The 19,964-nt window shown below is 67.7% G+C and carries 18 protein-coding genes and 1 pseudogene; 16 read left to right on the plus strand and 3 right to left on the minus strand.

Annotation, left to right across the window (positions count from 1 at the left end; genetic code table 11):
• Positions 1–84: 84 nt before the first annotated feature.
• From IM25_RS10630 to IM25_RS10675, 10 genes are all read left to right on the plus strand, one after another.
• Positions 85–999, plus strand: a complete 915-nt coding sequence (locus IM25_RS10630) for an alpha/beta hydrolase (RefSeq protein WP_033096763.1) — start codon at positions 85–87, stop codon at positions 997–999.
• A 97-nt stretch (positions 1,000–1,096) separates the two neighbouring features.
• On the plus strand, positions 1,097–2,743 hold the full coding sequence (locus IM25_RS10635) for a Na+/H+ antiporter (RefSeq protein WP_033096762.1): 1,647 nt from the start codon (positions 1,097–1,099) through the stop codon (positions 2,741–2,743).
• A gap of 74 nt (positions 2,744–2,817) precedes the next feature.
• Complete coding sequence (locus tag IM25_RS10640) at positions 2,818–4,332, plus strand: SulP family inorganic anion transporter (RefSeq protein WP_052039991.1); 1,515 nt, start codon at positions 2,818–2,820, stop codon at positions 4,330–4,332.
• Between the two features lie 74 nt (positions 4,333–4,406).
• Entirely contained in the window at positions 4,407–5,621 is a 1,215-nt protein-coding gene (locus tag IM25_RS10645; RefSeq protein ID WP_006551613.1) for a sensor histidine kinase, read from the plus strand.
• 31 nt (positions 5,622–5,652) lie between these two features.
• Entirely contained in the window at positions 5,653–6,435 is a 783-nt protein-coding gene (locus IM25_RS10650) for a LytR/AlgR family response regulator transcription factor (protein ID WP_006551612.1), read from the plus strand.
• Entirely contained in the window at positions 6,432–6,806 is a 375-nt protein-coding gene (locus IM25_RS10655; protein WP_033096946.1) for a hypothetical protein, read from the plus strand. Before IM25_RS10650 ends, IM25_RS10655 begins: the two co-directional genes overlap by 4 nt.
• Before the next feature lie 7 nt (positions 6,807–6,813).
• Positions 6,814–8,610 carry a sodium/solute symporter gene (locus IM25_RS10660; protein WP_019289890.1) on the plus strand — a complete coding sequence of 599 codons (1,797 nt, stop codon included), beginning with the start codon at positions 6,814–6,816 and terminating at the stop codon, positions 8,608–8,610.
• A 124-nt stretch (positions 8,611–8,734) separates the two neighbouring features.
• Positions 8,735–9,100 carry a DUF485 domain-containing protein gene (locus tag IM25_RS10665; protein WP_019289889.1) on the plus strand — a complete coding sequence of 122 codons (366 nt, stop codon included), beginning with the start codon at positions 8,735–8,737 and terminating at the stop codon, positions 9,098–9,100.
• Positions 9,097–10,731 carry a solute symporter family protein gene (locus tag IM25_RS10670; RefSeq protein WP_033096761.1) on the plus strand — a complete coding sequence of 545 codons (1,635 nt, stop codon included), beginning with the start codon at positions 9,097–9,099 and terminating at the stop codon, positions 10,729–10,731. Before IM25_RS10665 ends, IM25_RS10670 begins: the two co-directional genes overlap by 4 nt.
• 96 nt (positions 10,732–10,827) lie before the next feature.
• Positions 10,828–11,265: a type II toxin-antitoxin system Rv0910 family toxin gene (locus IM25_RS10675; RefSeq protein WP_065996026.1), complete on the plus strand. Its 438-nt coding sequence runs from the start codon at positions 10,828–10,830 to the stop codon at positions 11,263–11,265.
• A gap of 31 nt (positions 11,266–11,296) precedes the next feature.
• Here IM25_RS10675 and IM25_RS10680 read toward each other — a convergent pair.
• Positions 11,297–11,626, minus strand: a pseudogene (locus IM25_RS10680) (MFS transporter); the annotation flags it as partial.
• Between IM25_RS10680 and IM25_RS10685 the strand changes: the two are divergent.
• The 3 genes from IM25_RS10685 (at position 11,627) to IM25_RS10695 (ending at position 12,692) form a co-directional block, all read left to right on the plus strand.
• Positions 11,627–12,076: a DUF6325 family protein gene (locus IM25_RS10685; RefSeq protein ID WP_033096760.1), complete on the plus strand. Its 450-nt coding sequence runs from the start codon at positions 11,627–11,629 to the stop codon at positions 12,074–12,076.
• A gap of 32 nt (positions 12,077–12,108) precedes the next feature.
• Positions 12,109–12,411 (plus strand): SHOCT domain-containing protein, encoded by a 303-nt coding sequence (locus IM25_RS10690; RefSeq protein WP_033096945.1) that lies wholly within the window; start codon positions 12,109–12,111, stop codon positions 12,409–12,411.
• Positions 12,412–12,485: 74 nt separating this feature from the next.
• Complete coding sequence (locus IM25_RS10695; RefSeq protein ID WP_033096759.1) at positions 12,486–12,692, plus strand: hypothetical protein; 207 nt, start codon at positions 12,486–12,488, stop codon at positions 12,690–12,692.
• Positions 12,693–12,772: 80 nt separating this feature from the next.
• On the opposite strand, the gene IM25_RS10700 is transcribed toward IM25_RS10695, so the two are convergent.
• Entirely contained in the window at positions 12,773–14,224 is a 1,452-nt protein-coding gene (locus tag IM25_RS10700) for an MFS transporter (protein WP_232333441.1), read from the minus strand.
• Between the two features lie 121 nt (positions 14,225–14,345).
• Here IM25_RS10700 and IM25_RS10705 point away from each other — a divergent pair, with 121 nt between their 5' ends.
• Complete coding sequence (locus IM25_RS10705; protein WP_065996027.1) at positions 14,346–16,148, plus strand: glycoside hydrolase family 15 protein; 1,803 nt, start codon at positions 14,346–14,348, stop codon at positions 16,146–16,148.
• 156 nt (positions 16,149–16,304) lie between these two features.
• On the plus strand, positions 16,305–16,505 hold the full coding sequence (locus tag IM25_RS10710) for a cold-shock protein (protein WP_033096757.1): 201 nt from the start codon (positions 16,305–16,307) through the stop codon (positions 16,503–16,505).
• Positions 16,506–17,127: 622 nt separating this feature from the next.
• On the opposite strand, the gene IM25_RS10715 is transcribed toward IM25_RS10710, so the two are convergent.
• A complete protein-coding gene (locus tag IM25_RS10715) occupies positions 17,128–17,457 on the minus strand; it encodes a hypothetical protein (RefSeq protein ID WP_033096756.1) in 330 nt (109 codons plus the stop codon).
• A gap of 124 nt (positions 17,458–17,581) precedes the next feature.
• Here IM25_RS10715 and IM25_RS10720 point away from each other — a divergent pair, with 124 nt between their 5' ends.
• Positions 17,582–19,960, plus strand: a complete 2,379-nt coding sequence (locus IM25_RS10720) for an ATP-dependent DNA ligase (protein ID WP_065996028.1) — start codon at positions 17,582–17,584, stop codon at positions 19,958–19,960.
• Positions 19,961–19,964: the final 4 nt, after the last annotated feature.

Consider the following 19,964-nt stretch of genomic DNA (forward strand, 5'->3'; position numbering starts at 1 on the left):
TGTGCAGGTAAGGGCGTGCAGCTATCGTGCGCCGTATACGTGGTGCAGACATCACCCGTCGTGCGACGACGAAGGGATCGGACGATGACCGCAGCGGCCTATGCCGAGTTCCTGCCCGAGAATTACCGATCGGCTCGGCGGGAACCGGAGTCTACGTGGTGGGAGTGGCGTGGTCGCCGCGTCCACATCGCCCGCGACCGCCGTCCCGATGCTCCGGTGCGCGTGATGGGAATCCACGGCGCGGGCGGCCATTCCGAGGCGCTCTGGTCGTTCGCTTGCCTGGCTGCGGACGACGACGTGGACATCCTCTTCCCGGACATGCCCGTCTACGGCCGCACCGTCGAACCCCATCCCTCGCAGGTCCGCTACTGCGATTGGATCGACCTGCTCTGCGACCTCGTTGCCGCCGAACGCGCCGACGATCCCCGGCCGCTGGTCCTCTTCGGCGCGAGTATGGGCGGGATGATGGCCTACGAGGTCGCGGCCCGCACCGGACAGGTGGCCGCGGTGGTCGCGACCTGCCTCCTCGACCCCGGCGACCCCCAGGGGCGGGTAGCCGCAGCCCGATGGGGCTTCGCCGGAAAGGTGGCACCGTCGCTTCTGCCGCCCGTGGCCCGGGTGGCAGGTGATCTCCGACTGCCGATCAGATGGCTCGTGCGGATGAACCGGATGAGCAACGACCCCGACCTCACGCGCATGTGCGAGTCGGACCCGCTCGGGGGAGGAGTCCGGATCCCGCTGGGATTTCTGGCCGACTGGTTCACCTACCCGCATGCCGCGCCCGAGGACTTCACCGCAGCCCCGGTCACGCTCGTGCACCCGGCCGCCGACCGCTGGACCCCACCGGAGCCCAGCCTGCGGTTCCTCGACCGCATCTCCGCGCCGACGCAGGCCGTCCTGCTCGAGAACTGCGGGCACTGGCCGATCGAGGAGCCCGGACTCACCCGGCTGATCGCCACGACGCGTGCCGTCATCACCGGGGTGGCCGCACAAGGGTGATCACGGATCCGGCACCCGACTGCGGGTTCGCTTCGGCCGGCCGCCGGCTGTGTCACCATCACACCGTGAACCGGACACCTGGCACGGTGCCGTCGCGATGAACGGCGCGTGGATCCTGCTGGTCGTCATCGCCGGGATCGCGGTGACGGCCGTCGCGTCGCGACGCGACCTGCAGGCCCCGCTCGTGCTCGTCACCGTCGGAGCACTGGTGTCGTTCGCACCGGGTCTGCCGCGGCTCGAACTGGACCCGGACATCATCCTCGGGGTCGTCCTGCCGCCGCTGCTGTATTCGTCGGCCCTGCGGTTCTCGGTTCCCACCTTCCGGCAGTACCTGCCGTCGATCCTGCGGCTCGGCATCTACACCGTGCTCGTCACGGCGTTCGTCGTGGCGTGGACGGCGTCCGCGATGATGGCGACGCTGACCTTCGGTGCGGCACTCGCTCTCGGCGCGGTCGTCGCACCGACCGACGCGGTCAGTGCCGTCGCCGTGGGACAGCGACTCGGACTGCCGAAACGGGTCATCGCGGTGCTGACCGGGGAAGGTCTGGTCAACGACGCCACCGCCCTGACCCTGTTCACCGTGGCGATCTCGGCCGTCACCGGCACACACATCCTCGCCGACTCCCCGTTCCTGTTCTTCCTCTACGAGGTCGCGGGCGGGATCGCCGTCGGCCTGGTGCTCGCGTACGCCGTCCACCTGATCCGCGCCCGGATGTACGACTCGCCTCTCGAGACCGTGCTCGGGCTGGTGCTGCCGTTCGCGGCCTATCTCGCCGCCGAGGAGATCCACGCCTCGGGAGTGCTCGCCGTCGTCGCCGCCGGACTGTTCATCGGGCACCGTGCCACCGAGGTCTCGGTGAGCACGCGACTGCAGGAACGCGCGGTGTGGAAGAGCGTCGACGTGGTGCTCGAGACTTTCGTCTTCGCCTACATGGGCCTGCAACTGCGGTTCGTCCTCGACGAGGTCCGCGACAGCGGTGCCGACCTGCGCCTCGCGTTGCTCGGTGCGGTGGTGATCCTGCTCGTCGTCATGATCGTGCGACCCGCATGGGGTCTGCTGCACTGGGGGCGACGCGCGCTCGTGCGGCGCGCCGGATCCGAACGCCTCGGCCGCGACCAACTGAACTTCCGGGAACATGTCGTGGTGTCGTGGGCGGGCATGCGTGGGGTCGTCACCCTCGCCGCAGCCGGTGGGGTGCCCGTGGTGATCGCATCGGGTGCTGCCTTCCCCGGCCGCGAGATGATCCAGATCTCCGCGCTGGTCGTCGCCATCGGCACACTCCTCATCCAGGGCGCGACGATGCCGTGGCTCATCCGCAGACTCGACGTCACCGACCCCTACGAGCGGCTGCGGACCGAGGAACAGATGACCGTGGCCCGCAGGATCTCGGCCGAGTCGAGCGACCGGGTTCTCACCGAACTCGCCGCGCATCCACCTGACGGCGTGGACCCGGAGATCTACGACAGACTTCTGGCCAAGGCACGCAAGTCACTCCGATCCCGGCAGGAGGCGGAGACCGTCGAGGACACCGCGGAGGACGCCGGAACACGACTGGCGGCGTTGTTCGACGACATCCGGTGGGCATCCCTGCAGGCGCGACGCCAGGCCCTCATCGACGCTCGCGATCGGGGTGAACTCGACGACGAGATCCTCCGCGACGTGCTCGAGAGCCTGGACATCGACGAAGCGGCGGTGGAGGAGCGCATCCGCCGCCGTCGTTGGGACGACAGTGCACAACGGTAGGACGACAGTGCACAACGGTGGGACGACAGTGCACAACGGTGGGACAACCGGGCGCAACGGTAGACTTTCCGCAAGTGAACACCCCGCACGGCCCGGAACAGGTGCCGCACGATCCCCGCACCGACGTCTCCGTTCGGTTCGCTCTCCGGTCACCTGCTCGTCTGAAGACCGAACTCCTGGCCGGCCTGGTCGTGGCGCTCGCCCTGATCCCGGAAGCCATCGCCTTCTCCGTGATCGCCGGCGTCGACCCCCGGGTCGGGCTGTTCGCCTCGGTGACCATGGCTATCACCATCGCGATCGTCGGGGGACGGCCCGCGATGATCTCGGCGGCGACCGCGGCCGTGGCACTCGTGATCGCCCCGGTGTCCGAGCAGTACGGGGTGGACCATCTCATCGCGACGGTGATCCTCGGCGGCGTCTTCCAAGTGCTGCTCAGCTTCCTCGGCGTCGCCAAGCTCATGCGGTTCGTGCCGCGCAGCGTCATGGTCGGCTTCGTCAACTCGCTCGCGATCCTCGTCTTCGTCGCCCAGATCCCGCACCTCGTGGACGTGCCGTGGATGGTCTACCCGCTGGTGGCGGCAGGTCTGCTGGTGCTGGTGTTCCTCCCGAAGATCACCGAGGCCGTGCCGGCTCCGCTCGTCACGATCGTGCTCCTCACCGCCGTGACCGTGGCCTTCTCGCTGAACGTGCCGGACGTCGCGGACCAGGGTGAACTTCCCGAGAGCCTGCCCACCCTCTTCTTCCCGGACGTGCCGCTGACCTTCGAGACCCTCCGGATCCTCGCGCCGTATGCGCTCGCGATGGCCCTCGTCGGCCTGATGGAATCGCTGATGACGGCCAAGCTCGTCGACGACATCACCGACACCCGGTCGGACAAGACCCGCGAGGGCTGGGGCCAGGGCGTCGCCAACATCGTGACCGGATTCTTCGGTGGCATGGGCGGCTGCGCCGTCGTCGGCCAAACCATGATGAACGTCAAGGTCTCCGGGGCACGGACCCGTCTGTCCACCCTGGCGGCCGGCGTGTTCCTGCTGATCCTCGTGGTCGCGCTCGGCGACATCGTCGGTCTGGTTCCGATGGCCGCCCTCGTCGCCGTGATGATCATGGTGTCGATCGCGACGGTCGACTGGCACAGCGTCCACCCGCGGACGCTGCGGTTGATGCCGCTCAGCGAGACCGTCGTCATGGTCGTCACCGTCGTGGCCACGGTGAGCACCGGCAACCTCGCGATCGGGGTGTCGCTCGGAGTGCTCACCGCGATGGTGCTGTTCGCCCGCCGGGTCGCGCACATGACCACGGTCGAGAGGACCCTCACGAGCGACGACACGTGCACCTACCGGGTCACGGGGGAACTGTTCTGGGCGTCGAGCAACGATCTCGTCTTCCAGTTCGACTACATCGGCGACCCGGAGAACGTCGTCGTCGACCTCACCGCCGCCGACATCTGGGACGCGTCCACCGTCGCGACCTTCGATGCGATCCAGCAGAAGTACGCGGCCAAAGGCAAGACGGTCACCATGGTCGGACTGGACGGCGCGAGCCTAGAACGCCTCCGCCGGTTGTCCGGCCGACTCGGTGGGGAGAACTGACTGCGCCTCCCGGGAGCAGGCTGCCGTTGTCGAGGCGCAACTCGACGGCGATCGATTCGACGTAACGTGAGCGCATGATCGCGATCGAGCTCGCCGCGGTGGTACTGCTCCTGGTGCTGGTCGTGGTCTCGGTGGTGCTGTGGACCCGGCGGGTGGTCACCACACCCGCCGAACGCGCGGTCCACGCGACCCTGCACACGGCGTCCCTCGCGGCGCGCCCCCTGCGCGCCGGGCTCGACGCGTCGTCCGCGAAGGAGGCCGCTCCGCACCTGCGGATGCTGCTGGCCGAAGCGCGCGCGGTGGCGCTGCTGGACGAGAACGGCGCCCTGCTCGCCTGGGACGGCCCGTTCGAGGAACTGACGGACGCGATGATCACCGCCGCGGGCCGTGCCGTCGCCGACAAGCGTCGCGTGCTCGTCGGGCACCACGACCTGCGACGAGACCACGGCGACCTCGCGGCCCGCGCACTGATCGCCCAGCCGCTCGTCGTGGAGGACATGGGTGTGGCGGGGGTGCTCGGCGTCGTGACGACCGTCGAACCCGGCCCGGCGCTGCTCGGCGCGATCACCGAGGTGGCGCGGTACGCGTGCAGTCAGATCGAGCTGGCCGAACTCGATGCCTCCCGCGCCCGGCTCGACCGCGCGGAGGTCCGCGCGCTGCGCGCCCAGATCAGTCCGCACTTCATCTACAACGCGCTCAACACGGTGGCGTCGTTCGTCCGGACCGACCCGGACCGGGCCCGCGAACTGCTGCTGGATTTCGCCGACTTCACCCGCTACTCGTTCCGCGCGGCCGGTGAGTACACCCTGCTCGCCGACGAACTGCGCAACATCGACCGGTACCTGACGCTCGAACGTGCCCGCTTCGGCAACGCCCTCGAGGTGCGCCTGCAGATCGCGCCCGAGGTGCTCAACGTGACGCTGCCCTTCCTCGCTCTGCAGCCGCTCGTCGAGAACGCCGTGCGGCACGGGATCGCGGGCAAGGAAACTCGCACGGGCACGATCACCATCACCGCGGCGGACGAGGGCACCGACTGCGTCATCAGCGTCGAGGACGACGGGATCGGCATGGACCCGGACCTGCTGCGATCGGGCACGCTCGACGCGATCGCCGAGAGCGAGCACGGCAGCGGTGTCCGCGAGTCCGCGCACGTGGGTCTCGCCAACGTCGACGACCGGCTGCGTGCGGCCTTCGGTAACGACTACGGCCTCGTCGTCGAGACCGCGCCGGGGGCCGGCACCCGGGTGAGCATGCGCGTGCCGAAGTTCAGGGCGGGTATCCGGCCGTGAGGAACACCGGGCATGGCACGATGGATTCGCCGTGAACGAGATCACAGACAACCTGACCGTGCTGGCGGTCGACGACGAACCGCCCGCCCTCGACGAGCTGGCCTACCTGCTGCGCGCGCAGGAGGAGATCGGCGTCGTCCACACCGCGGGAGACGCGACGACCGCTCTGCGCGTGCTGCGCGACGGAGGCATCGACGCGGTTTTCCTCGACATCAACATGCCCGGACTCGACGGGCTGGAACTCGCAGGCATCCTGCGCAATTTCGCGGTGTCCCCGGCCGTGGTGTTCGTGACCGCGCACGACGATCGCGCGGTCTCGGCGTTCGACCTCGGCGCCGTCGATTACGTCCTCAAGCCGCTGCGGGAGGAACGACTCGCCGAAGCGGTCCGGCGGATCGCCGAACGCAGCCGACCCGCGGCGCAGGCCGCATCCGACACCGGCCAGAGCGACGACGTGATCCCGGTCGAGCTCGGCGGTGTCACCACGCTCGTGCCGCGCTCGTCGGTCCACTGGGTCGAAGCCGAGGGCGACTACGCGCGACTGCACACCGCGACCGGTTCGCACCTGGTGCGGATCCCGATATCGACGCTCGAGAGCCGCTGGGCCGATGCCGGCTTCCTGCGCGTGCACCGCTCCTTTCTCGTGGCGCTGCCGCTCGTCACCGGTATCCGCAGTGTGGGTTCGGGTCTCGTCGTGTGCCTGCGCAGCGACAGCAACTCCCCGCCCGTCGAACTGCCGGTCAGCCGCCGGCACACGCGGGAACTCAAGGACCGGCTCATCCGCGGTCCGATGCAGTCGTGGACGTCGCGATGAGCACCACCGGCGGATCGCCCCCGCAGCGGCAGCGTGTTGTCCTCGCCGAACGGCGCGGGGCGCGCATGGTCCGCACCCGGGTCGAGGTGCAGCAACAGACCGAGGTGGGCGACGCGATGGTCCGCGGGCTGGTCCGGGCACAGCTCGGGCTCGCCCTGCGGGTCGCGCTGTTCACCGTGTGCCTGCTGGGCAGCATTCCGGTGCTGTTCCATGTCGCTCCCGGTCTCGCCGTGGTGACGGTCCTCGGGATCCGCCTGCCGTGGGTGTTGCTCGGTGTGGTCGGTTATCCGATCCTGCTCGGTATCGCGTGGGTGTATCTGCGCCTCGCCGAACGCAACGAGCAGGATTTCACCGACCTCACCGACGATTGACGACCCCGTGAGCGGATCGATTCCCGTCGTCACCGTCGTCGGTCTCGTCGCCGCGGCGATCGCCACCGTCGCGATCGGTGTGTACGGCGTGCGGATGGCGCGCACCACCTCGGACTTCCTCGTCGCCTCCCGCAGCGTCGGGCCACGCTGGAACGCCGCAGCCATCTCCGGTGAATACCTCTCGGCGGCATCCTTTCTCGGGGTGGCCGGGCTCGTCGCGAAGTTCGGTGCCGATGCCCTGTGGTATCCCGTCGGTTTCACGGCCGGCTATCTGGGTCTGCTGCTGTTCGTCGCTGCGCCGCTGCGACGTTCGGGTGCCTACACCGTCCCGGACTTCGCGGAGTTCCGGCTGGGGGAGAAGTGGCTGCGCACGCTGTCGATGATGGTCGTGGCGATCATCTGCATCCTGTACCTGGTGCCGCAGTTCCAGGGCGCGGGACTCACGCTCAACATCCTTCTGGGAGTGCCCGACTGGGTGGGCGTCGCCGTGGTCGGGGTGATCGTCGTGGCCAACGTGGTCGGCGGTGGGATGCGCTCGATCACGTTCGTGCAGGCCTTCCAGTACTGGCTCAAGCTCACCGCGGTCGCCCTGCCCGCACTGGTCCTCACGTTGCACTTCGTCGGCGACCACCGGGCCGTTGACGAACCCGTGCCGCCCACCGTCGCGGAGATCACGACCGTCGACGTGACGATCGACGTGGTCGTGCAGGTCGCCGAGCCGTTGCCGGTCGTGGTGACCGGGGAGATCGACGGCCGATCGGTCGCAGGTGACTTCGAACTCGAGCCGGGAGAGCACGTCCTCGGGGCAGGCACCGAACTCGTCCTCGATGCCGGTTCTCCGGTGCCGGTGGTGGCCGGTGCGCCGACCGACAACGACAGCTGGGCGTCGCCGGGGGCCGGATTGGGGGCGAGCAGCGAACATCCGTTGTTCCAGGTCTACTCGCTGATGCTTGCGACCTTCCTCGGAACCATGGGTCTGCCGCACGTGCTGGTGCGCTTCTACACGAACCCGGACGGTCGCGCGGCGCGCATGACGTCCTTTGCCGTGATCGGGCTGCTCGGGCTGTTCTATCTGTTCCCGACGCTGCTCGGAGTGTTCGCGCGCCTGTACGTCCCACAGTTGCTCATCACGGGACGGTCGGACGCCGCGGTGCTCTTGCTGCCGGGATCGGTGCTGTCCGGCTGGGGAGGGCAGTTGCTCGCGGCCCTCGTAGCCTCGGGCGCGATCGCGGCCTTCCTGTCGACCTCCTCCGGGTTGCTGGTCAGTGTCGCGGGCGTGCTGTCCACGGACGTGCTGCGCGGACGGGTGCGCGACTTCCGGATCGCCGCGGTGCTCGCGGGCGTGGTGCCGCTCGTGCTGGCGCTGTCGGTGACCTCGCTCGACCTGTCGCGTTCGGTGGGACAGGTCTTCGCGATCGCTGCGTCGACGCTGTGTCCGCTGCTGGTCCTGGGGATCTGGTGGCGTGGCCTCACCGCGATCGGTGCCGCGGCAGGGATGGTCGTCGGTGGTCTCGTTGCGGGGGGCGCCGCCCTGGCCACCGTACTGCTGCCGATCGATCCGTCGGTGGCCGCAGGGTGGCCGACGGTGCTCTCTGCCTATCCTGCGGCGTTGAGCGTGCCGCTGGCGTTCGTCACGATGATCGCGGTGAGCGTGCTGACGCGTCGCCGGATCCCGCGCGACGTCGGCAGGACCTTCTCTCGCATGCACGTGCCCGAGCGGCTCGGCATGGGCCGCGACCGCGAACTCGGAGCGTTCGGCGACCGGGGGCGGGGACCCGGGGAGAGGCGCCGTTCGTCGCGGTGACGTGACCGTTCGTCGCACGAGGACACCCCTCGTCGTTCCATCTCTTGCCTCCTCTGTTCGTGTGACTGCCGTCTCATTAGCGTTGTGATCATCCTCACCTCACACGACGACCAAGGAGTCGGTAGTGACCACAGCACCACTCAGCGAGAGTGGCGTACCCCAGCAGCGACGGATACCGACGCCGCAGGAGTTCGTCACGATGCAGGAGAGCCCGGAGTTCCAGGAACTGCGCAGCCGTCTGCGCCGTTTCGTGTTCCCGGTGACGGCGTTCTTCCTGGCCTGGTACGCCCTGTACGTCCTGCTCGCCACCTACGCGGACGAGTTCATGGCGACGAAGGTCATCGGCAACATCAACGTCGGGCTGATCCTGGGTCTCGGCCAGTTCGTCACGACCTTCGTGATCACCGCCGTCTACGTGAAGTTCGCCGGCCGTGAGCTGGATCCGCGTTCCGCCGCGATCCGCGAGGAACTGGAAGGACCGCAGCAGTGACCGTTCTCGCGCAGAGTGGGGCCGACGTCGGTAACCCGATCCTCAACATCGCCATCTTCGTCGCGTTCGTCGTCGTGACGATGGGCCTGGTCATCAAGGCCAGCCGCACGACGAAGAAGGCCTCCGACTTCTACACCGGCGGTGGCCAGTTCTCCGGGCCGCAGAACGGCTTCGCCATCGCCGGCGATTACCTGTCGGCCGCGTCGTTCCTCGGTATCGCCGGTGCGATCGCCGTCTACGGATACGACGGCTTCCTGTACTCGATCGGCTTCCTCGTCGCATGGCTCGTCGCCCTACTGCTCGTCGCCGAACTGCTCCGCAACACCGGCCGGTTCACGATGGCCGACGTGCTGAGCTTCCGGCTCAAGGAACGCCCCGTCCGCATGGCGGCGGCGCTCTCGACCCTCGCGGTGTCGCTGTTCTATCTGCTCGCACAGATGGCCGGCGCCGGCGGACTCGTCGCGCTGCTGCTCGACATCGAGGGCAAGGCCGGCCAGGCGATCGTCGTCGCGGTCGTCGGTGTGCTCATGATCGTGTACGTGCTCATCGGCGGCATGAAGGGCACGACCTACGTGCAGATGGTCAAGGCCGTGCTGCTCGTCGCCGGGGCGGGCCTGATGTTCGTGCTCGTCCTGTTCGCGGTGCGGGGCAACTTCTCGCAGCTGCTCGCCGACGCTCAGGCGATGGTGTCGAGCTCGTCGAACGAGGCCGTCGCGCAGCGTGACGTGCTCGCTCCCGGTGCCAAGTACGGCATCAGCAACATGACGCAGATCGACTTCCTCTCGCTCGGTCTCGCGCTGGTCCTCGGCACCGCGGGCCTGCCGCACGTGCTGATGCGCTTCTACACCGTGCCGACCGCCAAGGAAGCACGTCGTTCGGTCACCTGGGCCATCGCCCTCATCGGCGCCTTCTACCTGTTCACCCTGGTGCTCGGTTACGGTGCCGCGAAGATGGTCGGCCCCGACGCGATCCTCGGCGCTCCCGGCAAGGAGAACTCTGCGGCTCCGTTGCTGGCCTTCGAACTCGGCGGCACTCTGTTCCTGGCGATCATCTCGGCCGTCGCCTTCGCCACGATCCTTGCGGTCGTCGCCGGCCTGGCCATCACCGCCTCGGCATCCTTCGCCCACGACATCTACGCCAGTGTCATCAAGCGTGGCAACGCCACCGAGGACGAGCAGGTGCGGGTCTCGCGGATCACGGTCGTCGTGATCGGTCTGGTGGCGATCGTCCTCGGCATCCTCGCCATGGGACAGAACATCGCCTTCCTGGTGGCCCTGGCCTTCGCGGTCGCCGCCTCGGCGAACCTGCCCACCCTGCTGTACTCGCTGTTCTGGCGGAAGTTCAACACGACCGGCGCCCTGTTCAGCATCTACGGCGGTCTGATCAGCTGCCTCGTGCTCATCGTGTTCTCCCCGGCGGTGTCCGGTGCACCCTCGGCGATGTTCCCGAACGTGGACTTCTCCTGGTTCCCGCTGTCGAACCCGGGCATCGTGTCCATCCCGCTCGCGTTCGCGCTCGGCATCGTCGGCACCTACGTCGGACGCCGCAAGCAGGAGGACCGGTACAAGCGGGCGGAGATGGAGGTCCGCTCGCTCACCGGCGTCGGTGTGGAGAAGGCTGTCTCCCACTGATCCTCTGCGCCGCGTGGCCCGCTCCCGAGCCGGGGGCGGGCCACCGTCGTGTCGGGGCGCCCCGCCGGCGGAACGGACCGTCTACTGTTGCGGACCATGGCGAAACTCGAAGTGTCCACCGACCTTCCGCTCGACCCGCACGCAGCGTGGGAGCACGCCTCCCGCCTCGAGTCGTTCGGGGAGTGGCTGAGCATCCACGACGGGTGGCGCAGCGACCTGCCGGACACCCTCGCCGAGGGCACCACCCTGCAGTCGGTGGTATCCGTCAAGGGCATGCGCAACCGCGTCACGTGGACCATCGTCGAACTGGACGCGCCGCACCACGTGGTGCTGAAGGGGACCGGCAAGGGAGGTACGAAGTTCTCCATGCGACTCGCCGTTGCAGCTCGCGGGGACGGTTCGACGCTGTCGATGAAGATCGACCTCGGCGGTGCGCCCCTGTTCGGTCCGATCGGATCGGGGGTTGCGCGCGTCCTGCACGGCGACCTGCAGTCGTCGCTCGACACCTTCGCACGCCGCTACGGCGGGGACTGACGCCCGGCGCAGCGCGACACGACGCTCGGTCTCATCGAGCAGGAACATGATCCGAAGCGGCCGCGCTCCGACGGTGAAGTCGTTCCACGCCGCTTGCGTACCAACGCTTACCGAAGATCAGCGCCACGATCGCGAGTGCGTACACCAGCGGGGTCAGTTGCAGCGCGGCGAGTAGCCCCAGACGGTCGGCGAGGATCCCGACGACGAACGGTCCGGTCGCCAGCCCCAGGACGTTGTTGGCGACCGTGAGGGTACCGAGCGCGGAAGCGCGCACCGACTCGTGCGTCAGTCGTGCCACCATGGCTGCAGTGGGACCCGAGGAGCCGGCGGCGAAGAATGCACCGATCCCGATGAGGATCAGGTGACCGATTCGGATATCGACGAGATGGGCCCGGTCGACTATCTCGTCATCGAATTCCCCGCCGACCGACCACCGAACGGCTCTGCTCTACCGCTGCTGCTCGACCTCGTCGAGCGAGGCATCATCCGGGTACTCGATCTCGCGTTCGTCCGCAAGGACACCGACGGTTCGGTCACCGGGATCGACATCTCCGAGGTCGGACTCGAAGGAGAAGTCGACGTGACGTTGTTCGCGGAGGCGTCGTCGGGCCTGCTCGGCGACACCGATTTCGACGAAGCGGGGGCGGCGCTCGAGCCGGGCTGCTCGGCGGCCGTGCTCGTCTACGAGAACACCTGGGCTGCTCCGCTGGCGCGGGCACTGCGTCGCAACGGCGCCGAACTCGTCGCGTCCGGGCGTATCCCGGTTCAGAGCATCCTGGCTTCGCTGGAGAAGCTCGACGTCGAAATGTGATTCCAGCGAACGAAATACAGGAGGAGATCGACATGCCAGGATTACTCCGCGGGGTGGCTCGCACCGCAGTGGTAGCGGGGACGGCGACGGCCGTCTCCAACCGCGTCTCCCGTCGGCAGGGAGAGCGATGGGCATCGCAGGGGCAGGCCGTCTACGGTCGTCCGGCGCAGTACGCGCCCGAACCCGAACCCGTGCCCACGCCTCCTCCGGCCGCCCCACCTCCGGGTGGAACGGACCGCATCGCCGCGCTGAAGGACCTCGCCGAACTGAAGGCCCAGGGCGTGCTCACCGAGGCCGAGTTCGAGAGGGAGAAGGCGCGAATTCTCGCATCCTGAAATACGAGTGCGGCATCCGGTGCGAGTGACTACGACCGTTCCGACGCGACGATCGATGCGATGGGACCGGGCTCGTGGGCGACTGGAGGTGCACGGTACACCGGATCGGCGAGCCGGCCGACCGTCTGGCGAGGCTGTCGTTGGTGCTCGCGGACGAACTCACCTCGGCGGAGGTACGGGATCGTGCGCGTGCGCTCGCCCGTGAGCTCTTCGGGCACGACGTGGACGTCGGGGAGGTCGAGCCGGAGAACTGGTCGACCCGCCGGCCGCCGTCGACCTGAGCTCGTACCGGTCATGCATTGAATGTATAGAGAGAGACCGTGTTCCGTATGTTTCCGGCCCTCTCCTCGCGACACGGTCGTCACTGTGCTCCTGAGGCGGAAGGCGTGGCACTCGAGGTCGCGGGAAGGAGAGCGGACGCGACGAGTCCGACGAGCCCGATGCATGCCAGCACGATCATCGCGGCCGCATACGAACGGTTCGGCGTGGCCAGGCCGACGACGAGGACGGTACCTGCCACGGCAGTGCCCAGGGACGAACCCAGATTGGACACGCAGCGCGACAGACCCGAGATCTCACCCTGCTGTTCCTCCGGGAACGCCGACTGCACGACGTTGACGGAGGGAGTGAGCATCGCACCCAGCCCGACGCCGATGAGTAACAGGCCAGGAGCGAACGCCCATGCGCTGGTCCACGCACGCACCAACAGGAGCAGAACCACGATGCCGGCGAGGGTGACGACGAAGCCGCTCATGATGAGAGCGCGCTGTGAATGCCTGTCGGCCAACCGCTCCGCCAGTAACGAGGCACCGAGGATGCCGGCGGTGGCCGCGGTGAAGATGACGCCGGTCTCGATCGCGTTGTAGCCGCGGACCACTTGCAGGAATGCCGAGACGACGAACGCGACACCCATCAATAGCAGCCACTGGATGTTCTGGGTGACGAGCGCGAGATTCGACGTGCGATTGCGGAACAGGTCGGTCGACAGTAGTGGCACTCTGCCGGCTCGTTCGAACCGCCGTACGTGTAGGAAGAACCCGACGACGAGCAGGATTCCGATGCCGATGAGGGTAGCGGACACCGAGAGTGCGTTGTCCGCCTGGAGAATCCCCATGACGATACAGACGAGACCCGCGGCGGACAGGACGGCACCGATCCCGTCGAAGGGTGTGGTCGGATCCGGGGGCAGGGGATCCTCGAGTCCTTTGCTCAGAACGACTATGGCGGCGACGATCAGTGCCTGGAAGACGAAGGCGGCCCGCCAGTCGATCGCAGTAGTGATCAATCCACCTATCAGCGGCCCGGCTGCGGCGCCTATCCCACCCATGCCGGTGATCACGCCGAAGGCCCGTGCCCGGGACTTCATGTCGGTGAAGAGCATCGTCGTGAGGATATAGACGGGTGGGATCAGCAGTGCGGTGCCGATTCCTTCGAAGATCGAGTTGCCCAGGATCAGGATTCCCAGACCCGGTGCTGCCGCACTCAGGAGGGCTCCCACGCCGTACAGGACGAGCCCGGCGACGAAACATCGCTTGCGACCCCATCGATCCGTCAGCTTCCCACCCGGAATCATGAACGCCGCCATGACCAGAAGGAACACGGTGATCGCGGTCTGGACGCCTTGCACCGTGGTGTCCAGATCGACGCTGATGTCGTTGATCATCACGTTCATGTTCGAACCTGCGAAACTGCAGATGAACTGAGCGAGGGCGAGCGGGAGCAACATTCGCCGGACGGGGGCGGACGGTCTCGCCACCGGATTGTCGGTCATCTCGTACTTCCCGTCGCGAAGGACGTCGCCGAAACTCTGCACGTCATGATCCACCGCGGTGGTGCACAGTGGCGTCGACGAGTCGAAACCGTGACCTTGACCTCGCATCCGAGACCAGAGGAGGATCGAAGGACTCGACTCCTCTTCTAGCGGGGGTACCGCCATGCTTCTCGAGGACTACGGCTTCATCGGTGACCTGCAGACCTCCGCGCTCGTCGGCCGGAACGGCTCGATCGACTGGCTGTGCATGCCCGCCTTCGACTCCGGATCGTGTTTCGCAACTCTGCTCGGCGGCCCGGAGCACGGACGCTGGCTCGTCGCGCCCGAGGCGGAACCCGCGGCGGTGAACCGCCGCTACGCCGACGGCACCCTGGTGCTCGAGACCGACTTCGAGACCGCGGACGGTGCCGTCCGCCTGATCGACTTCATGCCTCGCCGGGGGTCGGGTCCGCCTCGGTTGGTCCGCATCGTCCAGGGTCTGCGCGGTCGGGTGCCGATGCGGATGCATCTGTCCTTGCGTCCCGACTATGCGGCCGTCACTCCATGGGTCGAGGCGGTGGCCGACGGTGCCGTCGCGACGGCCGGCCCGGATGCCTTCCATCTGTGCACGACGGTACCGTTGGAGATCCGTGCCGGGACCGTCGAATCCGAGTTCGTCGCCGTGGAGAGCGGCCGATACCGATTCGCTCTGGACCGGTACGCATCCTTCGAACCGGCCCCCGTCGTCGAGGATGCCGAATCCGCGCTCGCGCGCACCGTGGAGTGGTGGCGCGAGTGGACCGGCCGGTGCACCTACAAGGGGGCGTATCGCGACGAGGTGATCCGGTCTCTGATCGTCCTCAAAGGGATGACCGACGAGACGACCGGCGCGATCGTGGCGGCCCCGACCACTTCCCTGCCCGAAGCTCTCGGCGGGGGACGCAATTGGGACTACAGATACTGCTGGCTGCGCGACTCGGTGCTGGCACTCGAGGCTCTGCTCGCCGGCGGATACACCTCCGAGGCCCTGGCCTTCCGTGACTTCCTGCTCCGGGTGGGGACGGGTGATCCGGCCGATATCCAGATCATGTACGGGATCAGGGGCGAACGCCGGCTGACCGAGTTCGAGGTGGATCATCTGCCCGGTTATGAAGAGTCGGCACCTGTGCGGGTCGGTAACGCCGCTGCCGAACAGTTCCAACTCGATGTGTACGGCGAAGTCCTCAGCGTGGCGTACAAGGGGGCCGAGGCGCTCGGCAGGATCGAGGCGCACATGTGGCCCCGATGGCAGGCGGTGATCGAGCACGTCGAGAAGATCTGGCGGGATCCTGACGACGGGATCTGGGAAACACGCGGTCCCCGCCGGGATTTCACGCAGTCCAAGGTGATGGCCTGGGTCGTCTTCGATCGCGCCGTCCGGATCGCGGAGGGATTCGGCCTCGACGCTCCGCTCGAGCGGTGGAAGCGGGCTCGCGACGAGATCCACCACGAGATCTGCGAACGTGGATACGACCCCGTCCGCGGCACGTTCACGCAGTACTACGGCTCCACGGAACTCGACGCCAGCGTGCTGCTCATACCGCTCGTCGGCTTCCTCCCGCCGACCGACGACCGGGTCACCTCCACGATCGACGCGATCCGGAACGAACTCGGTCGCGACGGCTTCGTATCCAGGTATTCCACGACGCACACCGACGACGGGCTTCCCGGCGACGAAGGGCAGTTCCTCGCCTGCTCGTTCTGGCTGGTGAGCGCTCTGGCGCTCAACGGCCGGGTCGACGAGGCCCGCGCATTGTTCGAGAGGTTGCTCGGACTCACCAATGACCTCGGACTGCTCGCCGAAGAGTACGACGTGCCGGCGGGACGGCAGGTCGGCAACTTCCCCCAGGCATTCAGTCACCTCACCCTCGTCGGCGCGGCCTGTGCGATCACTGTCGCCGAACGGGCACAGGCAGTGGATCCGGTCGACGGAGCACCGGCCGTATGACCCGACGTCATCCGAATGTCATTCGGCGTGGACACTTCCCCGGACCCGCCGGGCACGTTTCAATGACAGGTGCAGAGGGGCTGTCGGGAGCGCAGGGGATACGCTTCCGCGTCGCTGCTCCGTCGGGACAACGCGAACGGTGGCAGGGGAGCGACAATGGAACATGGTGTTGTGCTGTGGTTCGACGCCGGTCTGGGTCACGGGTTCATCCGTGACGACGACGGTACGGAGATCCTGGTGCACTACTCACAGATAGATGGGAGCGGCTACCGCTTCCTGACCGGTGGCCAACAGGTCCGTTTCGAGATCGGTTACGGGATCTTCGGTCGACATGCGGTCAACGTGCAGGTGTGCTGACATACGGGACGTTCGGATGGTGGGATCGGGAGATGGACACACGGGAGAACGAGTGGGCGGAGGAGACCCACCTCGCTGCTGCAGCTCCGACCGAGGAGCAGATGTGGGCCTCGCGGGCCAAGATCTGCAGGCCGCCGACCCGAACGATGAGACGGTCGCGTCGATCGCTGCGCGGTGGGGCTTCTCCTCGCCCGGACGATTCGCGACGCAGTACCGGTCCGTCTACGGCCGGGCGCCTCGTGGGACCCGGTCGGGCAGGCTGTGGTCCGATCGAACTACTGCCGATCCTGTAGAAAACGAATAGACTGCACCGGAAGCGAACGATGCGTTCGCTGTCGACTCTGTCGGCGGGGCGCGAGACTTCCGACGCAGGGGGTCGGATCTGCCGACCTGCCCCGTCGGCAGTGCCTCGAGTACGCACAATCGGTCCCGGTGAGGGCATTTCGGCGTATGCTCAGGACATCGGTGATCGCCTGTCACCCCCTGCGCGGACGATCGCCGGCGCCGGGTGGATCAGAGGTAGGCCACTCGGGCGATGCCGAACCCTGTCGCCCATTTCCCCCTGCTCGGGTGGCAGGGTTTCGGCGCGCCGCAGGTCGTTCGGCGCGCGGGCGTCATCACTTCAGCGGTCGGAATCCGGCCCCGTTCCTCGTGATTCGCCGGGATCGTCGTCGCCGTCGTCCACTTCGGGGAGGGACGCGGGGAGTTCGGCTGCATAGGGTGCACGGGGTGGGGCGATCTCGTCGAGGCGTTCGTTGATCGCATGGGTGATCAGATCGTGTTGCACACGGGAGAGGGGAAGCAGGCCGTCGAGATACGCCTCGATCTCCATCTTCCCCACCTCGCCGCCGAGCGCGAAGTGGCGGAGCCACAACTCCTCGACACCGGGTTCGGAAGCGCGGAGCGCAGCGAGGAGTTGCCGGCGATGCTCGCCGTCGGGGAAATAGTTCATCGCCGCGTCAGACCGACTCTCCGAACCTACCTCCTTTCGAAGCTCGGCGTTCCCGGACGTGCAGTCCCGATCGTCACCCTTCGACACCGCACCCGAACGCGTCCGAATTGGCAGAATTCGAGATATGCCGACCCGGACGATCGACGGTCACCGCATCACCCTGACGAACCTCGACAAGGTGCTGTATCCGCGCACCGGGACGACGAAGGGCGAGGTCGTCGAGTATTACGAAGCCGTCGCCGAGGCGATGCTTCCCCATATCGTCGGCCGGGCCGCGACCCGCAACCGGTGGCCGAACGGTGTCGGCGAACAGTCCTTCTTCGAGAAGAACCTCCCCGACCACGCACCGGCCTGGCTCGACCGTCGCACCCTGCATCACAAGGACCGGCGGGTCACCTACCCGCTGTTCGATTCCGCCGCCGGGCTCGTCTGGCTCGGGCAACAGGCAGCCCTCGAACTCCACGTGCACCAGTGGCGTTTCGACGGAGAGAAGGCCGGACCCGCGACCCGCATCGTCTTCGACCTCGACCCGGGGCCCGGCGTGGGCCTGGCCGAGTGTGCGGAGGTCGCGCGCCATGTGCGCGACACCGTCGCCGAACTCGGGTGGTCGGCCTATCCGGTCACCAGCGGCAGCAAGGGCATCCACCTGTACGTCCCGCTCGATCGGATGCTGTCGTCGTCGGGGGCGTCGAAGGTCGCGAAGCAGGTCGCGCGCAATCTCGAGACCACCCTTCCCGACCTGGTGACCGCGACGATGGCGAAATCGGCGCGCGAGGGCAAGGTCTTCGTCGACTGGAGCCAGAACAACAGTTCCAAGACGACGGTCGCGCCGTACTCGCTGCGCGGTCGCGACGAGCCGTGGGTAGCGGCGCCGCGCAGCTGGGACGAACTCGACGACCCCGACCTCGCGCAACTGCAGTTCCGGGAGGTCCTCGCCCGCATCGAGGAGTTCGGGGACCTGCTCGCCGGTCTCGACCCGCCCCTCGGCAAGGCCGGGTCCGGAGATTCCGGAGATAAGGCCGGGTCCGGCGGTAAGGCCGGGTCTGGAGACGCCCTGGACACCTACCGCGGCAAGCGCGACGCGTCGCGCACCCCGGAACCGGTACCCGACCGCGTCCCCGAGGACGGCCCCGGCAACAGGTTCGTCATCCAGGAGCACCACGCGCGTCGCCTGCACTACGACCTGCGCCTCGAACGCGACGGTGTGCTGGCCTCGTGGGCCGTACCGAAGAACCTGCCGGACACCTCGGGGCGCAACAATCTCGCGGTACGGACCGAGGACCACCCGATCGAGTACCTGACCTTCCACGGGACGATCCCGAAGGACGAATACGGCGCCGGCAGCATGACCGTGTGGGACACCGGCACCTACGAGACCGAGAAGTGGCGGGACGACGAGGGGATCGTGCGGTTCCACGGCGACCGGATCGAGGGACGGTACGCGCTGATCCGCACCGAGAAGAACCAGTGGCTGGCGCACCGCATGAAGGACCAGTCGTCGCCGAGCACCGAGTCGTCCGATGCCGATCCGGCCTCCCTCGTCGGATCGTCGGGGTCCAAGGCCTTCCCGCGCGATCTCGCGCCCATGCTCGCGACCTCCGGTGACGTCTCGGGTCTCGACGCCGAAGACTGGGCGTTCGAAGGCAAATGGGACGGATACCGCGCCATCGCGGAGATCGAGGACGGCACCGTCAGGCTCCGCAGCCGATCCGGTCGCGATGTCACCGGCGACTACCGGAAGCTCGTCGAACTCGCGACGATCCTCGACGGTCACCGGGCGGTGCTCGACGGGGAGATCGTCGCCGTGGACCGCTCCGGGGTGACGAGCTTCTCGATGCTGCAGCGGGGCGTGAACTACGAGTACCGCGTGTTCGACGTGCTGTATCTCGACGGGGTGTCGCTGCTGCGCAAGACCTACGACGATCGCCGACGGGTCCTCGAGGCGCTCGCCGCTGCCACGGACGGACTGATCGTCCCGGATCTGCTCTCGGGTGACGGCTCGAAGGCTCTCGCGCGCAGCCGCGCGAAGAACTGGGAGGGCGTGGTCGCCAAACGCCGGGACTCCGTGTATCTGCCGGGCAAGCGCGGCGCCGGATGGATCAAATCGAAGAACTGGCTCACCCAGACCGTCGTGCTCGGCGGATACCGCCGTGGCAACGGCAACCGTGCCTCGACCTTCGGCTCCCTGCTGCTCGGCGTCTACGACGACGACGGTGAGTTCGTGTACGTCGGCAAGGTCGGCACCGGTTTCGACGACGAGACGCTCCTGTCGGTGACGAAGGCTGTGAAAGGGCGCACGAGCCGCACGAACCCGTTCGCGAACGAAGTGCCGGCCGCCGAACGCCGCGATGCGGTGTGGTTGCGGCCCGAACTCGTGGGGGAGGTGCGGTTCGGAGGATGGACGGAAGGAGACCGGGTGCGGCACGCGAGCTGGCGTGGTCTGCGCGACGATGTGGACGCGTCGAGTGTGGTGCGAGAAGAGGAAACAGGCGCTGACTGCTAACGTT

Source organism: Rhodococcus sp. p52, from assembly GCF_000763325.2.
GTDB classification, from domain to species: domain Bacteria; phylum Actinomycetota; class Actinomycetes; order Mycobacteriales; family Mycobacteriaceae; genus Rhodococcus; species Rhodococcus pyridinivorans.

Excerpts from the sequence above, each read along its gene's own strand:
- IM25_RS10630 (WP_033096763.1), top strand. The coding sequence starts at position 85 with ATGACCGCAGCGGCCTATGCCGAGTTCCTGCCCGAGAATTACCGATCG.
- IM25_RS10635 (WP_033096762.1), top strand. The coding sequence starts at position 1,097 with ATGAACGGCGCGTGGATCCTGCTGGTCGTCATCGCCGGGATCGCGGTG.
- IM25_RS10645 (WP_006551613.1), top strand. The coding sequence starts at position 4,407 with ATGATCGCGATCGAGCTCGCCGCGGTGGTACTGCTCCTGGTGCTGGTC.
- IM25_RS10655 (WP_033096946.1), top strand. The coding sequence starts at position 6,432 with ATGAGCACCACCGGCGGATCGCCCCCGCAGCGGCAGCGTGTTGTCCTC.
- IM25_RS10675 (WP_065996026.1), top strand. The coding sequence starts at position 10,828 with ATGGCGAAACTCGAAGTGTCCACCGACCTTCCGCTCGACCCGCACGCA.
- IM25_RS10690 (WP_033096945.1), top strand. The coding sequence starts at position 12,109 with ATGCCAGGATTACTCCGCGGGGTGGCTCGCACCGCAGTGGTAGCGGGG.
- IM25_RS10705 (WP_065996027.1), top strand. The coding sequence starts at position 14,346 with ATGCTTCTCGAGGACTACGGCTTCATCGGTGACCTGCAGACCTCCGCG.
- IM25_RS10710 (WP_033096757.1), top strand. The coding sequence starts at position 16,305 with ATGGAACATGGTGTTGTGCTGTGGTTCGACGCCGGTCTGGGTCACGGG.
- IM25_RS10715 (WP_033096756.1), bottom strand. The coding sequence starts at position 17,457 with ATGAACTATTTCCCCGACGGCGAGCATCGCCGGCAACTCCTCGCTGCG.
- IM25_RS10720 (WP_065996028.1), top strand. The coding sequence starts at position 17,582 with ATGCCGACCCGGACGATCGACGGTCACCGCATCACCCTGACGAACCTC.